This window comes from Acidovorax sp. Root217 (assembly GCF_001428645.1).
In the GTDB taxonomy this organism is placed as follows: domain Bacteria; phylum Pseudomonadota; class Gammaproteobacteria; order Burkholderiales; family Burkholderiaceae_C; genus Acidovorax.
Genome location: NZ_LMIH01000002.1, coordinates 22204 through 37089 on the forward strand (window position 1 = coordinate 22204; position 14886 = coordinate 37089).

13 protein-coding genes are annotated in these 14886 nt (G+C 59.9%); 1 reads left to right on the forward strand and 12 read right to left on the reverse strand.

The features are described 5' to 3' along the window. Positions 1–30: 30 nt before the first annotated feature. The 7 genes from ASE31_RS00665 to ASE31_RS32010 all read right to left on the reverse strand — a co-directional run bounded on the left by ASE31_RS00665 (position 31) and on the right by ASE31_RS32010 (position 3688). Complete coding sequence (locus tag ASE31_RS00665) at positions 31–357, reverse strand: hypothetical protein (RefSeq protein ID WP_057199620.1); 327 nt, start codon at positions 355–357, stop codon at positions 31–33. A 13-nt stretch (positions 358–370) separates the two neighbouring features. After that, positions 371–955: a hypothetical protein gene (locus tag ASE31_RS00670; RefSeq protein WP_057199621.1), complete on the reverse strand. Its 585-nt coding sequence runs from the start codon at positions 953–955 to the stop codon at positions 371–373. Between the two features lie 36 nt (positions 956–991). Next, positions 992–1594 (reverse strand): hypothetical protein, encoded by a 603-nt coding sequence (locus ASE31_RS00675; protein ID WP_200961051.1) that lies wholly within the window; start codon positions 1592–1594, stop codon positions 992–994. A 66-nt stretch (positions 1595–1660) separates the two neighbouring features. Continuing rightward, on the reverse strand, positions 1661–1939 hold the full coding sequence (locus ASE31_RS00680; RefSeq protein ID WP_057199622.1) for a hypothetical protein: 279 nt from the start codon (positions 1937–1939) through the stop codon (positions 1661–1663). A gap of 208 nt (positions 1940–2147) precedes the next feature. After that, positions 2148–2810, reverse strand: a complete 663-nt coding sequence (locus ASE31_RS00685) for a gamma-glutamylcyclotransferase (protein ID WP_057199623.1) — start codon at positions 2808–2810, stop codon at positions 2148–2150. 103 nt (positions 2811–2913) lie between these two features. After that, positions 2914–3264 carry a membrane protein insertion efficiency factor YidD gene (gene yidD / locus ASE31_RS32005; RefSeq protein ID WP_057199624.1) on the reverse strand — a complete coding sequence of 117 codons (351 nt, stop codon included), beginning with the start codon at positions 3262–3264 and terminating at the stop codon, positions 2914–2916. Then, positions 3257–3688 carry a DUF6869 domain-containing protein gene (locus ASE31_RS32010; RefSeq protein ID WP_057199625.1) on the reverse strand — a complete coding sequence of 144 codons (432 nt, stop codon included), beginning with the start codon at positions 3686–3688 and terminating at the stop codon, positions 3257–3259. The genes yidD and ASE31_RS32010 overlap by 8 nt, the downstream gene beginning before the upstream one ends. Before the next feature lie 283 nt (positions 3689–3971). Here ASE31_RS32010 and ASE31_RS00700 point away from each other — a divergent pair, with 283 nt between their 5' ends. Next, the gene (locus ASE31_RS00700; RefSeq protein WP_057199630.1) at positions 3972–5390 is read left to right on the forward strand and encodes a TAXI family TRAP transporter solute-binding subunit; all 1419 of its coding nucleotides are present in this window, start codon (positions 3972–3974) and stop codon (positions 5388–5390) included. Positions 5391–6131: 741 nt separating this feature from the next. Here ASE31_RS00700 and ASE31_RS31390 read toward each other — a convergent pair. The 5 genes from ASE31_RS31390 to ASE31_RS00705 all read right to left on the reverse strand — a co-directional run bounded on the left by ASE31_RS31390 (position 6132) and on the right by ASE31_RS00705 (position 14822). Then, a complete protein-coding gene (locus tag ASE31_RS31390) occupies positions 6132–6350 on the reverse strand; it encodes a hypothetical protein (RefSeq protein ID WP_157412283.1) in 219 nt (72 codons plus the stop codon). A gap of 1934 nt (positions 6351–8284) precedes the next feature. Further along, positions 8285–9226 (reverse strand): RHS repeat-associated core domain-containing protein, encoded by a 942-nt coding sequence (locus ASE31_RS33055; RefSeq protein WP_082603967.1) that lies wholly within the window; start codon positions 9224–9226, stop codon positions 8285–8287. Positions 9227–9309: 83 nt separating this feature from the next. Next, positions 9310–9816 carry a hypothetical protein gene (locus ASE31_RS31395; RefSeq protein WP_157412285.1) on the reverse strand — a complete coding sequence of 169 codons (507 nt, stop codon included), beginning with the start codon at positions 9814–9816 and terminating at the stop codon, positions 9310–9312. Between the two features lie 603 nt (positions 9817–10419). After that, the gene (locus ASE31_RS32015; protein ID WP_162261363.1) at positions 10420–10656 is read right to left on the reverse strand and encodes a hypothetical protein; all 237 of its coding nucleotides are present in this window, start codon (positions 10654–10656) and stop codon (positions 10420–10422) included. Between the two features lie 2 nt (positions 10657–10658). Then, on the reverse strand, positions 10659–14822 hold the full coding sequence (locus tag ASE31_RS00705; protein ID WP_369819428.1) for an RHS repeat-associated core domain-containing protein: 4164 nt from the start codon (positions 14820–14822) through the stop codon (positions 10659–10661). Between the last annotated feature and the right edge of the window lie 64 nt (positions 14823–14886).

Here is a 14886-nt window from a genome sequence, read left to right on the forward strand (position 1 = left end):
TGCTTGCGGGCCGCGCCCTGAGAAAAGGCGTCAGCGCCCCCGCCCCAGCCACAGCGCCACGGGCAATGCCAGCAACTGGGCCATGAAGCCCACCGGCGCCCAGTAGGTCTGCCAGCCCAGGATACGGATGTCGCGCAGGCCCAGAGACCGGGCCATCCCCGGCGGGGCATACACCAGAATCAGCGCCGCAATGGCGATGCCGAACACCACCAGCAGGCTGCCAGCCCGCCAGGGGCGCAGGCCCATGCGCTGGCCAAAGCGCGCATGCACGGCATACAGCACCAGCAGGCCCAGCACCAGCGCAGGCGCCACCAGCCACAGGCCGAGCACCATGAGTTCGGTGGGGTAGATGGTCATTGAACCAAGGATCTCACAACCGCCCCGCCTCGGCCCACAGCCGGTCAGCCCCCACCCGCCCATACCAGGCATCGAATTCGCGCCGGTGGCCCTCCCACGGCTCGGCCAGCGGTGTGCGCGGGTCTTCGCTCAAGGCATAGGCCATGCCTTCCACCCACCACGTGGGCTTGAGCAGACGCGGCAGCAGGCCCAGGCGCTGGCCCTGCAGGTGGTGGATGAGCTCATGGCGCACATAGTGCGGCGCCCAGGCGCGCGGGCCGATGACGGTGCCCCAGGTGCCTGCCGTAACGGCAGAGCGGGCGCTCAGGCCGAAGGTGTCGGCACAGGCCTGCGTGGAGCAGAACACGAAGCGTGGCGAGCCCTCCACCGGCGCGATGTGGCTGGCGACAAAGGCCATGCCTTCAGCCAGCAGTTGGCGGGCTTCTGCTTCGCGCGCCGGGTCTTCCACGCACACCGTGGCGCCCTGTCTGCAGCCGATGCCGGCCAGGCCCGGTGCCATCACGCGCACGGGTTTCACCAGCGACCAGGCGGCCACGGGCACGACGACCAGCAGCAACAGCGCCAGGCGCGCGGCAGATCGGCGCAGCGCCTTTGTCATGCAGGGTGCACCCACGGGCGGTGGGCGGCCTGGCGGCTAGAAAGCATCCTTGTACATGTTGGTGGCCAGCTCCAGCGCCAGCGCTTTGCCGCCCACGGCGCTGAGCACGTTGGCCATGTCCTGCGATGGGTCGGCGTAGAACCAGTCGATGGTGAAGCGCAAGGTGCGGCCCAGTTGCTGGTCGCCCGCCACCATGGGGGGCAGGCCGATGCTGCGGATCTGCATGTTCTCGCCGCCGCGCGACTGGTCGCGCACCCACCACGACAGAAACTCCGCAGCGCGCAGCCCGGCCTCGTTGCGCTGGATGCGAAACTCCAGCGACAGCAGCAGCTCGTTCTCCAGCGCGCCATTGGACCGGCGCAGCGCGGCGATGGGCAGGTCGGCATAGGGGCCCGGCAGGGACAGGTCGGACACCGCCACCTCGGGCAGGTAGGTGTTGTCCAGCTGCGCCTGGGTCACGCCGGGTATGGCGGTCAGGGCGGCGATCAGGCGCATTACCTCGGGGGGCGCATCCTGGTCCGGCTCGGCGGGCTCCCCAGAGTCGCCAAGCCCTGCGGGCTGCGTGGTGTCCGCGGATTCGGTGAGGTCCGCAGGCTGCGTGATTTCCAGTGGATCGTTGGGGTCGATGGGCTCGGTCATCGCAAAGTCTTCTGGGTGAGTAAAAAGTGCAGGGTGTATTGATTGTCAACGCGATGGGCTGCGGCATCAGCCTTCAGTGGCGGCCCACTCCTGCGCCCCGATGCCAAACGCATCGGCCGCAAAGGCCTGGGCCTCGCCAAGCGAGGCGAACCAGTGGTCGGCGGCCAGCCGGCCGTCGAGCGACGCGCACACCAGCAGGCAGCCGCTGCCGCCGTCATCGGTGATCTCCAGGCGAAAATCCACGTCCGCCGAGCCCGGCGTGCCATCGTCCGCCAGGGACCAACTGCCATCGGGGTCGACGGCGATCAGGAGGGTGCGGCTGGGGATCAGGGCGTGGATGGGCATGGGTGAACGAGAGAAAGCGGGTGGTGATTGGGACACGGGGCCAGCCCGCATTGTCTCTTGGCCGGCGGCCAGCAGATACGAAAAAGAGCCTGGCAGCACCCCTCATACGGATTTGCATTCAATCGTATAACTAGGCGGAAAGCCGCAGACAGTGCTGTAGCACGGCAAGGCGGACCAACGAAGTTAGACGGTTGAAGGCAAATCCGTATCATCCTTCGGCCTGTGCATCCCTGATGCCCCGCACGATGGCCTCCACATACGGATCGTGCAGCCCGCGCTCGCGCAGCGCCTGGTCCAGCGACAGCACGTAGTCGATATTGGGCCCGAACACGCCCTTGGCCACCGCCACCAGGCGGGCCACGGTCTCGGCACAAGCGTCCTGCTCGTGCTGCGGGTGGTCGGGGTTGGCCACGAAGGTGATGGCGGTGACGCTGCGGCCGTCCTGCAGCTGCACGGCCTGCCACTGCGGGTGGTAGCCGCCGCCGGTCATCTCGCGCGTCCACAGCATGCGCACCTCGTCGCGCGCATCGGCCTCGGGCAAGCGCAGGGCCACGCCCTGCACGGCACCACCGGGCATGAGCGACAGCACGCGGCCCGGCCGCTCGGGGCTGCCGCGCCCGGAGATGGAGCGCAGGCAGAAACTGCGGTGCCAGCCCGCCAGCGTGGCCGTGTGCTGCTCTTCGAAGGGCATCAGCGGGTTCCAGATCAGCGAACCGTAGCCGAACACCCAGGTGGGCCCTTCGGGCCGGCTGTCCCAGGCGTGGGCAAAGGATTCTTCCACCCGCTCGTCGGACCACCCCGGGTGGGCAACCAGATTCATGCGGCGGCGCAAGCTGCCGTTGCGGAGGTTCTCGCGGGTCAGGATGGTCATCTCTAGTCAACAACGCCAAAGGTGGTGGGTCCAGTTTGCCATGGCGAGCGCAACTGCATGCCAGGCGCCTCTGCCAACCTGTAACCGGCTGCGCCCCCGGGGCCTACATGAACGGCCAGCACGAGGCCAGCGAGGTGCCGCCACAGCACTTGGCGTTGCGCAAGGTGAACAAGGGGCATGGCTCATTGAGTGGCGCACTATAGGGCGCCTTCTGCTCGCTGGCCATCAAGGCCCGGTAGGACCCCGCACAGGCCTGCAGCCGGCGGCGCAACAACCGCAAACCCGCCAGCAGGCCACATCGCTCAATGGCCCGCCGCGCAAACTGCGAGCACGATGCGTGCCCGGTGCGCGCGCGGTGGGCGCAGCAAAAGCCCTTGTAGGGCGAGACATAGCGCTGGTAGGCGCCAATGGCGGCAACCGCGGCGGATGCGGCGGGGGTGCAATGCTCAGGCATCTGGAAGAGGCTGCCTTTCTGAGGCCTCACCCCGCCAGCCGTCCGGAAACGGCGGCTCCACCCCGGCAATGGCGTAGACCTCGCGCCATACAGGCGTGTCGTCGGAACTGAGCCACACGTCGCCGAGCAGCTTCTTGAACACATCGCACGCAGCGGCTTGTTGCGCCGCCCGCCCGATGAACAGCGGGCCATGGGCGGTCAGCAGGTCTTCCAGCAGCAACGCAGACAGAATTTCGAGAACCTGCTGCGGCGGCTTGCGCGCAATGACGGCAAGAATGAACTGCCACGCCAGCTCAGGCTCCCCATCGGGCAGGGACATCACCTCCAGCATCAGGGGCTGGCGGCTCTTCCATTGCTCAGAGCCCACGCCGCCATGGGACTGGCCGATGATCCATTCGTCCACAAGGTTGTCGAGTTCGGTCATGGGCACCAGATACTAGCCAGCGGCGACGGCACCAAGCTGGCGGTAATAACGAAGGGCGTTGTACAGATCACCATCTACCTTCGTACTGTAGACGCAGTATCCCCCTGGGTGAAGCCCTTGGTGCGCACTCACCAACGGATACCTTTCACCACCCTCAGGCGTCCGTGCATCAATCGCCTGCACGGATAATCGCGAAGTCCACAAGGTGCAGCATGCCCTGCATCCCTGGCGCATCAGCCCCAGCCAGCTCACCCGCCCTCTACAAACACCCCACCCGCTCTTCATGCCCCAGGCCTTCCGCAACACCTTCCTCACCCTGCGCGACCTGATCCTGTCTGCCGGGCCGCTGGCCTTTCTGGCCGTGGGCCTACTGGTGGCGGCCTACTGGTGGCTGGACCCCAACCCGCCCAAGAAGGTGACCCTGGCCACCGGCCCTGCGCAAAGCGCGTACGAGGAGTTCGGCAAGCGCTACCAGAAGGCGCTGGCGGCCGATGGCATCGAGGTGGTGCTCAAGCCCAGCGCGGGCTCGTCGCACAATTTGCAGCTGCTGCGCGATGGCGAGGCCGACCTGGCCTTTGTGCAGGGCGGCACGGCCGAGCTGCTGCCCGATGACCCGGACAACCTGGCATCGCTGGGCAGCCTGTTCGTCGAGCCGATCTGGCTGTTCTACCGCGCCGACTCGGCCCTGCGCTTGACGGCCGCCGGCCGGCTGGACAGCCTGCGCCAGCTGCGCGGCCTGCGCGTGAACGTGGGGTCCGAAGGCAGCGGCGTGCCACGCCTGATGGAGCAATTGCTCGAAGCCAACCGCGTGGAGCCCAAGCAGGTGCGCCTGTCGCAGCTGGAGCAGACGCCCGCCACCGTGGCTTTTCTCGACGGCAAGCTCGATGCCCTGGTGTTCGCCTCGGCCCCCGAATCGCTGATGGTGCAGATGCTGCTGCAGACCCCCGGCGTGCACCTGATGGACTTTGCCCAGCACGAGGCGTATGCCCGGCGCTTTCCGTACCTGACGCCCGTGACCTTGCCGCGCGGCGTGGTGGACCTGGCCAGCAACATCCCGCCGCTGGATGCCCGCCTGGTGGCCACCACCACCTCGCTGCTGGCACGCGACGGCACGCACCCTGCCCTGCTCACCCTGTTTGCGCAGAACGCGCAAAAGCTGCACAGCGGCGCCAGCTGGTTCAACCGCGCCCGCGAGTTCCCCAGCACCCGCCACAGCGAACTGCCCATCGCCAAGGAGGGTGAGCGCGCCATCAACGAGCCCGTGCCCATGATGCAGCGGTATTTGCCCTTCTGGATCGCCAATGTCATCGACCGCATGTGGCTGGTGATGGGTTTGCTGATCGCCGTGCTGCTGCCCCTGTCGCGCATCGTGCCGCCGCTGTACCAGTTCCGCGTGCGCTCACGCGTGTTCCGCTGGTACGGCCGCCTGCGCGAGATCGAGGACACCCTGGAGACCAACCCCGCCGGCCACCCCGAGATGCTCAAGGCCCTGGACGCGCTGGAGGCGCAGGTGGAAAAGATCAGCGTGCCGCTGTCGTATGCGGACGAGCTGTATGCGCTGCGCAACCATATTCAGATGGTGCGCAGGAAGTTGCTCAGGGTGCAGGCGGGGGGTGGGGTGGAGGAAGCGCCTGCGGCGCAGCCTACTGGGCAAGCGGGTGGAAGCCCAGGAGCGGAACCCGGACAGCCGGCCACTTCTTGACGATACTGCGGTCGGCCAGCATGGGGGGCTCGACTGCAGCGACGGCCTCATTGACCATTGGAACGGTGTTCAGCCCTTATTTCTCGGCGCTTTGCGGCTGCCAGCCCTTGCCACCACTTCCAAACGATCCCAACTCCACCCACAGCCAAAAAGAAAGCCGGCTGCAGTCTGGCCGTAAAACCACACAGCGTACTCAGCACTGCCCCGATCATGGAATGACGCTATCCAAGCGTTTGCATGGCCCACGAAAAGAAGAAAAGGCTTGCAGCGATGCACCCCAGCAGGGCGGCGAGAAATCTAAAGTCCCGTTGCGTCATGGTTGCCAATCCAGTGCACGAATTCATCTCGAACAGGCCGCCAAGCGAGCTCCGCGTAGCATCCGCGAATGGACTCTGGCAGAGCCATGCGGGCTAGCGAGAGGTGCATGCCTGAAACGAGCCGAACTTTGGTCTGGCGCCGATGCGGCCCGGGTGGCAACCGCAGGTGCTTCGCTGCTCGGTGGCTTGTCGACCGTTCGATCACAGCCACATAGCGCGCAAGACGCAATGACGAGCAAATTGAGAATTATATTTTTCATACCTATTAACAATCAACGGAATCCTCATACAGAAACTGCGTCCCCGTGTAACGCACTGACCTATCAACGATGGCATAGGCAATCACGCGCTCACGGCCTATCGCAGGCGGAGGAGCATTGTTGATGCCATTAACAACCATTCAGCGCTCTATCGACCGTGCTTGTCAAAGAAATGCATCGCAAGCCGGATACAAACGTACCCCATGCATGCCCCAATCGCCAGGCCCAGCTTCAATTCCGAAAGGCCACGATCTCGTTCGGGCATCATCAAAACCATGATGAGCACCCCAGCCATTGCGCCAGCCGCCATGAATAGCGCTGTCGCAATGTTTTTTTGAATGGTATTCATTTTTATCACTCACCCTGTGAAAATTCACGGTCATGGTGAAACACGGCTTCTTCAAGCGAGTCAAACCATGTGCAACGCACAAGCGGTGACGTCTCAATGAAAAGCTCTGCAAATTGCCGTGCGAACTCATTGATCGAATTTAAATTCAACGGCAAACGAAAAAAATCCGCGCTCTGGACAGCGAATTTACCAGTTGTCAAATCATTGAGACAAGAATACCGGACAGCCGACGCCCCGTCGATAGACTTCCAAATCATGACCTCTTTGAAAAGTTGAATCATAAATTTTCACCCCCACAACGCACCTGACCCTGACCTACCTCTTGCTTCAAAGACGCGGTCTCTACAAAAGATCCCTAACCATATCTCGACGCTGAAGGTATTTCAACACCGGAAAGGCGACCAACCCAGTCAAAGCAAATGACACACCAGATAGAAGTGGCGCGATAAAAGTCATTATTATATCCAACCAAATATAAGACTCTGAATGATCGAAGCCACCCCAGATGGCTTGTATACCATATAGCACTGGCATCAGTGCCAGCGTTCCGATGAATCCGATGTAGAACTGAAGCTTAAGCAATGAAGAGAGCGATTTCAAGAGACCTCACAAACGGAATATTCATGTTTTGGACAGGCTCCTCCCGTCTTGCGCAAGCGGATCGGAGGTTGATTGCGCCAGTGTCCTCCAGCAAGGCCACAGGTGCAAGGGAGGTATTGGGCTGCTTCGCAACCCAGTTGGGCGATTGACAGTGATGCCGGACCCAACGGAGTTGCAATCGACCCACCAAGCTGGGTGCTCTTGCTCGCGCGTTGGCGCCGATCGCCGTGCGGCTGACCTGTCACACAGCAAGCCGCCGCTGTGCCAGTCGTTCCGCGCTTGCTCAGGCGTGTTCCGCTGGTACGGCCTCCTGCGCGAGATCGAGGGCAGGCTGGAAACCAACACTGTGCGCGACCCCAGATGCTCAAGTCCCTGGATGCGGCAGCTAAACCCACCGTCCTTTCGCCTTCGACAACTTCGGAAAGCCCAACGCTTTGGCTCGTTCAATAGTTCGATCAATCTCGGCGGGAAGAGCCAGTAGATCAACTATCACCCAGCCTATCTCCCTCGCCTCATGGACGCAATACACGCGACCCTCATCATTGTCCGGAGTCAGATCTGACGTCTCGCCAGCGGGTTGCATTTCTTGCCCCCACCGGATGCCCAATCCAAACCGTATTACAGAGACCGCATCCTGGAAGTAGTACTTGGCCGATTCGTCAGAAGGTGGGCCGGATATGCTCATGCCTGCGTATACCAACGGCTCAATGCCTGGAATCGTTTGAGCCACGTCGGCGTATGTAATTCGATAGTAAGTTGCACCTATCTCAAGCGAATTGGCATCCATGCTTTCTTTCAGTAACGGGCAATAGGGTCAGACTTGCCTTTCTCCACCCTCTAACTCTGGTCGTAGTTCTTTCGAAGACTCCGGCACCCTAGCCCTAAAACGCTCAGCAGGTCTTCGCGATCATCATCGCCCAGTACGATGGGCTCACGCCTGTCACCCCGCGAGGTCACGTGGTAGATGGCACCTGGAAACTCGATTCGCAGTGGTCTTGCCATTTTCAGAACCTCCGCAAACTGACGGCTCAGTTTGGTGATGGATGGAGAGGAGTTTCTATGGCTTGGGGGCAAAAGGCAAGACCTGAGCCCTCCATTACTTTGTTAAGTCATTACCGCAGTTCTGGCAATTTTTTCGAAAAAATACTGCGTAAAGTGGTATACCTCCCAATCTTCCTTGGTATGCGACCGGCACTCCACATTGGGGGCACCGAATCCTCATGAGGATAAAAGAGCCCACCGCAACCCAAAGGAAAAACATCCACTTAATCTCTTCTGCATCGATTATTACAGCCGAACAACCAATCGCCAGCCCTATGAGCACAACCACAAAACAAAGCCATACAAATTTGCGCTTTGGGGTTAGATTCATTTCAACCCTCCCATTTTATCAAACAAATTATCCAATAGTCCCCGGAGACCCCAGGTCTCAGTTTTTGAATTGGTATACGACGCTCCCAACCCGCCACCAGGTCCAAATGTAAATCCGTTAAATTTTTTGGTGTTCGCATCTGTCATCCATTTCCCGCTTACCAATACACAAGACAAGTTTATATTTCTAGTATTTCCAGAAACATTAGACAGATCGCCAGGCACAATCCCGAGTTGCCCGCTCAACCCCACGTTAGCACCTCCGCCTCCGCCCCCAGAAATCACAAACCCTACATCGAATACGGGCTGAAAGCTAATATAAATCCCCGCACTTCCCTCTCCACCTGCTCCGATAATTCCACTTCCACCGCCGGTGATAGTAAAGGTAACCAGACCTAGAGGATCCACATATTTGAGCGAATTGCTGTTTGTATACCCAAACCGATTGAACCCGCCATCCAACCCAATCGGATCAGCCTGCGTATACCGCCCCCGCTCCGCACTGTAGCTGCGGAAGTAGTTGTAGTGCCCAACCCTGGATCCGGCAGTGGACCGCGCCAGTGTCCTCCAGTGACCTCGTTGGCGCAAGCAGTGTGTCGGACTCTTGAGCACCCCGGTTAGGCGATTGACAGTGGCGCTATGCACCCGATGGCACCGCGCTCGCCGCGCCATGCTGCGTTGCTCGTCCTTGCGCACAAGGGTGCGCCGCGTCCTCACGCCTTGCCTGGCGCGCCGATCACGGCACCCTCGGGCGCATTCAACTGCCGCATCCAGGGTCGCTCTCCTTGTCGTAGCACCGCCCCGGGTAGCGCAGGTTGAAGGTGACCTCGGGGATGCTGGTGCTGCACGTGGCGGGTTGGTGGTTTCGCTGGTGAAGCGCCTGGCGCCCAGGGTGGACTGTGCGTCGCCAAAGGCGCTGTAGGCCCATTGCCAGGCCATCTGGTCGTCTGGGGGCAAAAGGCAAGACCTGACCCCTTCATTTCCTGGCTTGGCGGCTGAGTCGTTCTCTTCGTCTCCATCGTTTAACTAAGAACTTTACGTCGCATATATTCGGCACCTTTTATAATATATTTATTCAAATCTGCCAATTCATTTTTAGACAAAGCCGTTTTATGAGCGGCGGCAGCGGCAGAGGGCAAGTTATTTCCCATAAATAATTTAATTGCAATTTTGTCGATGTGTGATTTTTTTGCATCAACTATTTCTTCATTAAATGTTTTCAACATATCATTAAGGGTGTTAATAAAATTAAGCAGGACGGAGCAATGCGGTTCATTAATAATCTTCCCGGGAATAATTGATTCGATTAGTTTTATAATCAAATCAATATCAATAATGAGCATCACGAGGGCCGGTGAGTCAAGATTCAATCTTTTGGAATGAAGCAAAATATCACTAAGCGAATCTGCCGATACCACCTTTTCAGATTCCAGCAGCACGGCAAATTTATCGCCATCTCTCATCTCGATCCAGAGCGCAAAACGAGAAATACGACTATCAAACACAAATTCGACGGGGTAACCTTTCATTCCATCATCCTCCTCGCTCGCAGTTCTTCTTAATTTTGCTGTATTCCGATCCAAATGGCATAGGGGTCAGGTCTTGCCTTTTGCCTGACCCCTTCCTCCCGCATCAGCAGCACAAGTTGAGCTGCCCGGTGTGCAGCTCAAAATGGTATTGGTAATTTTTCCATCAAACACCACGCCAGGGCACAGGCATCAAACCGATGCAGCGCTTGATCCAGAACGATCAGCAGGTCTTCGCGATCCTCGTCGTCTAGCACAATGGGCCACGCCGGTCACCCCGCGAGGTCACGTGGTAGATGGCACCTGGAAACTCGATTCGCAATGGTCTTGCCATCTTCAGCACCGCCGCAAACTGACGGCTCAGGTTGATTATAGAAGGGATCTTCTATGGATCAAAGGCAAAAAGCAAGACCTGACCCCTGCATCCGCATCCGCATCCGCAGTTTTGCTTGGTTTAGACCTGCGCGTCCTTGGAGTAAATCAAGCCCCGCGCATAGGCGGGACGAGGATTTCATTGCAGCTGGTAACTTTGCATGGACCTTAACGGTTTCGCCTTTCTACGTATCTCCAAAATTTGGACTATTTTCATCAAATTTCTTACAAACATCAATCCTTTGAGCGGCGGAGCGCCAGAAAACCAGCCACGGCAGCACCAAAAAACCAAATCATAGATAACAATAATTTCGCAAAATCAGCACCAAACAACACCACAAGAGCCCGATTAAACCCACAACTCTTGCCACATAATTTTAGGAGCAAGTCACTTTCAAAAAAAATTGAAGCCCCGACAAAAATACCGAACAAGCAGAACACGCACAACCCGAACCTAATAATAGTTTGCATTATCATCTAGCTCTGAATTTTTGACGAGCCTTCCCCAGGACATCCAAGTAATCCTTCCAATCCCAAAGATTTGGCTCACCATTTAATTTGAACTGCGTCAAATCACAGACACACCCTTCGGGTGGGTCCGCAGAATCAGTCGCCGGCGGCACAAAGTCGTTTACACTCCGATATTGCCCACGGGTGTCATATGTATCTGGGTAGCACATGGGATTTCCTTGGCAGCGCCACCGCAGACAGATGAACCTTCCTTCGTCATTGAAATAACCGGCGGCATCTTGCCAAGGATTACCTTGATCATGTGACGGTTTCGGCCGCTTGGGATTAGGGAATCTCGGACGAGGCTTGTACGGAGTGTAATGACCATTGGGCGTGCGGCGCAAACCCTCGGGATCCGTGAACAATAAAGGATCTCCTTCTACATACCCAAACCGATTGAACCCACCATCGAGCCCAATCGGGTCCGCCTGCGTATACCGCCCCCGCTCCGCACTGTAGCTGCGAAAGTAGTTGTAGTGCAGGTTGCTCTCTTTGTCGTAGTACTGCCCCGGATAGCGCAGGTTGAAGGTCACCTCGGGGATGGGGGTGCTGCCCGTGGTGGGGTTGGTGGTTTCGTTGGTGAAGCGCTTGGCGCCCAGGGTGGGCTGTTCGTCGCCGAAGGCGCTGTAGGCCCATTGCCAGGCCACCTGACCGTCGGGCTGGGTGAGCTTGCGCGGGGTGTTCAGGTGGTCGCTGTGCACGGCGTATGCCAGGCCGTTGACGATGGCGGCAACGGGCATGGGGCCGTTGGCCGTGGGCAGGTAGATGTACTGGGTGGTGCCGGTGCTGTTGCTGCCGCCCATGCCGTATTCGCCCAGCAGGGTGCCGTCGTTTCCGTAGACATATGCGAAGCCGAGCTTCTGCGCGTCGCTGCTGCCGGGGCTCCACAGGCGGGTGAAAAATTCGTAGGCGGTCTGGATCAGGCCTTTGTCTTGCTCGGCTTCCTGGTCCTCCGGGTCGGCCAGCACGTTGTTGAGGTTCTTGCCGCTGGTGGTTCCACCTGATCCGCTACCGCTGGCAAACAGCGGTTCGGTCTTGAACACGCGCTGGCCCAGGGCGTTGTGGGCGTACTGGGTGCTGGGGGCGTCCACGCCCGTGCCGGTGGTGACTTTTTCCAGGCGTTCCTGGCTGTCGTACTGGAAGCTGCGCAGGCCGTCGGTCAGCAGGTCACCGGCGGCGTTGTAGCCGTAGGTGACGCTGGTGCTTGCGGTGCTGCTACCTGTTTGCGTCTGGCTGAAGCCGGTCTGGCGGTTGGCGGTGAGGGTGTAGGTGCGGTTGGTGGTGGTGCCTGCGCGCTGTTGGCTGCTGGTGAGGCGGTTGCCGTTGGCGTCGTAGGTGTAGGTGACGGTGTTGGCGGGGGTTCCGCTGGAGACTGTCTTGGTGAAGCCGGTGATGCGGCCTGCGCGGTTGTAGGTCACCGTCCAGGTGGCGGGGGCCTGGGTGACCGTGCTGGCTTGCGCGTCGGTGCTGGCGGGCTGCATCAGCGACTGGGTCAAGCTGGTGATGCGGCCTGCGGCGTCGTAGGTGTAGCTGCTGAACTCCGTGGCAGTGAGCTGGCCTGCCGTGTTGTAGCTGCGGGTGGCGGGGATGGCTGCCGATGCGCCGGGCAGGTTCCAGCTCCAGCCGGTGGGCTGGCCCAGGGGGCTCCAGGTGATGCCGCTGACGATGGGCTGGCCGGCCCAGGTCAGGCTGGTGAGTTGGCCGGTGGCGTCGTAGACGTTTTGCAGGACTTGGCCACCGGGGTATGTGGTGCTTGTGAGCAGACCCGTGGTGGCGCTATAGCTGTAGGCCAAGGTGCGGGTGTCGTTGTTGATGAGCTTCTGGGTCTGGCTGATCACACGGCCGTGCACGTCGCGCTGGTAGGTGGTCAGACCACTCGAATCCTCGATCTCACTGAGGTAGCCTTTGCTGGAGGGGGTCTGGTCGTAGCGCAGGGTGGTGGTGCCACCGGTGTGCACGATGGAAGTCGGGCGGCCCAGCAGGTCGCGGGTGATGGTGGTGGCCTGGCCCAGGGCGTTGGTGACGCTGCTGGGCAGGCCCAGGGCGTCGTATTGGGCGCTCTCGCTGCCGCTGTCGGGGCTGGTTTCGCTGGTGGCGTTGCCCAGGGCGTCGCGGGTGTAGGTGGTGGTAACGCTCTTGGGGTCGGTGACGCTGGTGATGCCGTCGAGGGCGTTGTAGGTCAGGCTGGCGGTGGCGCTTTCAGCATTGGTGATGCTCTTGACGCGGCGCAGCGCATCCAGGCTTTGGCTTGTGCTTTGGCTCAGGCCGTTGGTGGCGCTGGTAGGGTCCCCATTGTTGTCATACCCGTAGGTCATGCTCTGCCCCCCGACGCTAGTCCCAGCCACACGGTTCAGGCTGTTGATGCTGCGCGAGAGTTGCCAAGCCAGCTGGCCCTGGCTGTTGCGCACTTCTTCACTGGTGCGGTTGCCCATATTGTCGAGCACGTAGGCGCCCGTATTGCCACGGTTGTCGCTCCAGCCGGTCAGGCGCTGGGCGGCATCGTAGGTGTACGTGATGACATGGCCGTGCGGCAATGCAGCACTCAACACCTGACCACTGGGTCGGTAAGTCAGCGTAGAGGCTTGCCCGCCGCGATTGCTGGTGCGCATGCGGCCAAGGGCATCGTAGGTATAGCTCACGACCAGGCCATTGGGCGCCGTATGGGTGAGCACACGGCCAGCGCCATCGTGGGTATAGGTGTCCACATGGCCCAACGCGTTGGTGCTCTGTGTGAGGTTGCCCAGGGTGTCGTAGGTGTAGGTGGTGGCTGCGCCGTTGGGCGATGTTTCTGAGGCGACGAGGCCTGCTGCGTTGTAGGTCCAAGTGGTTGTGCGGCCCGTACCGCCTGCGCTCGTATCGGTGATGGTCTGGGTGAGCGGGTTGCCCAGGGTGTCGTACGTGTAACTAGTCACCCGCCCAGGTTCGGAGATGGTCAGGGGCAGGCGCCACTGGCCGTGCCAGGTGGTGCTGGTGGTACGGGATTCGGGTTGTCCGACTGCCTGCGTGGTGCTCAGAGGCAGGCGGCGGGAGACATCCCAGGTGTAGGTGGTCTGCTGGTACCTCTGGTCGTAATAGAAATCGACCAAGCCGGATGTTGCATTGATGGACCCGGTAGAGATAGGAGCTTCATTACCCGATGCGGGTGCTTTCGACGCTCCTTGAAAAACAAGTTCGTTGTTGTAGATCCTGTGGTTATAGCTTCGCGAAGTTCCCAAGGGATCTATCACTTCCGTTTTACTGGGCACGGAATAGCGCTCCACGCCTCCTGCCTTCTGAGTGGAGGTAGCCCAGCCCTCGGCATCGTAGGTGTAGGAGGCAAACGCCACTCCGTTTTCGTCCACGATTCCGGTCAACAATGCAGGAATGCCGGCCCCCGGGGACGCATAAACATACTGGAGGTTTGTGCCATCGGCCTGCTGCACCCCGGTCAGCAGACCGTTGGTATAACTGAACGCCACACTGCGTTGATCGGATGTAGAAACACCGGACAGCTTGCCTGCGCTGTAACTCAACTGAAGGCTCCTGCCAAACTGGTTTTGAACGGAGCTGAGCTTGCCGCTGCTGTAGGCGTAGGTCAGTCGCCAGCCATTGCGATTTGATTGCTCGACAAGTCGGCCTTCACTGTCGAACGAATATTTCAAGTCACTCGTGCCATCGGTCAAAACCCACGCGACGCTCGACCCTGTGACTTTGGTCAGGGTCTGGGTCGAGTTGCGAGCGGTGTAGCCAAGGTCTGCATTGCGTCGATAGAAGTAGTGAAACGTGCCGTCGGCCATCTGCACACGCACTTGGTCAATGACACCCACCACACCATCGGGGCGCTTGGCCACGGCCAAATTGATATCGTGGTTGTGAAGCCAGCCATCACCCAAGTCGCCGGAAGATGACTGAAAATAACCATTGAACCAGATGGCTTTGTCTCGGGCCCTGTGGCTCCGGTACATACGTCGGAATTCCAACGGCATGGGGCCGCTGTCGGTGAGGTCCTGGGCGAATTTTATTTTTTCGCGCGTAGGGGCAAGGATTGGACCGCCATGCAATGCGTTTTTTGAACAGGTGTCACACGGAGGGGGAGCCTTTTCTACAGCTGTGTAGCAGGCATAGCTTTTTATATCCCAAAGCCACAAAGGGCGGATTCAAAAGCGAAGCGCAACACCCTGGATTTCAATGAACAAGGGTGGAGTGCTGCGG

What these genes read in the sequence shown, in the direction of transcription:
- ASE31_RS00665 (WP_057199620.1), bottom strand. Translation starts at nt 357, where the DNA reads ATGACCATCTACCCCACCGAACTCATGGTGCTCGGCCTGTGGCTGGTG.
- ASE31_RS00670 (WP_057199621.1), bottom strand. Translation starts at nt 955, where the DNA reads ATGACAAAGGCGCTGCGCCGATCTGCCGCGCGCCTGGCGCTGTTGCTG.
- ASE31_RS00675 (WP_200961051.1), bottom strand. Translation starts at nt 1,594, where the DNA reads ATGACCGAGCCCATCGACCCCAACGATCCACTGGAAATCACGCAGCCT.
- ASE31_RS00680 (WP_057199622.1), bottom strand. Translation starts at nt 1,939, where the DNA reads ATGCCCATCCACGCCCTGATCCCCAGCCGCACCCTCCTGATCGCCGTC.
- ASE31_RS00685 (WP_057199623.1), bottom strand. Translation starts at nt 2,810, where the DNA reads ATGACCATCCTGACCCGCGAGAACCTCCGCAACGGCAGCTTGCGCCGC.
- yidD (WP_057199624.1), bottom strand. Translation starts at nt 3,264, where the DNA reads ATGCCTGAGCATTGCACCCCCGCCGCATCCGCCGCGGTTGCCGCCATT.
- ASE31_RS32010 (WP_057199625.1), bottom strand. Translation starts at nt 3,688, where the DNA reads ATGACCGAACTCGACAACCTTGTGGACGAATGGATCATCGGCCAGTCC.
- ASE31_RS00700 (WP_057199630.1), top strand. Translation starts at nt 3,972, where the DNA reads ATGCCCCAGGCCTTCCGCAACACCTTCCTCACCCTGCGCGACCTGATC.
- ASE31_RS31390 (WP_157412283.1), bottom strand. Translation starts at nt 6,350, where the DNA reads ATGACCGTGAATTTTCACAGGGTGAGTGATAAAAATGAATACCATTCA.
- ASE31_RS33055 (WP_082603967.1), bottom strand. Translation starts at nt 9,226, where the DNA reads ATGGCCTGGCAATGGGCCTACAGCGCCTTTGGCGACGCACAGTCCACC.
- ASE31_RS31395 (WP_157412285.1), bottom strand. Translation starts at nt 9,816, where the DNA reads ATGAAAGGTTACCCCGTCGAATTTGTGTTTGATAGTCGTATTTCTCGT.
- ASE31_RS32015 (WP_162261363.1), bottom strand. Translation starts at nt 10,656, where the DNA reads ATGCAAACTATTATTAGGTTCGGGTTGTGCGTGTTCTGCTTGTTCGGT.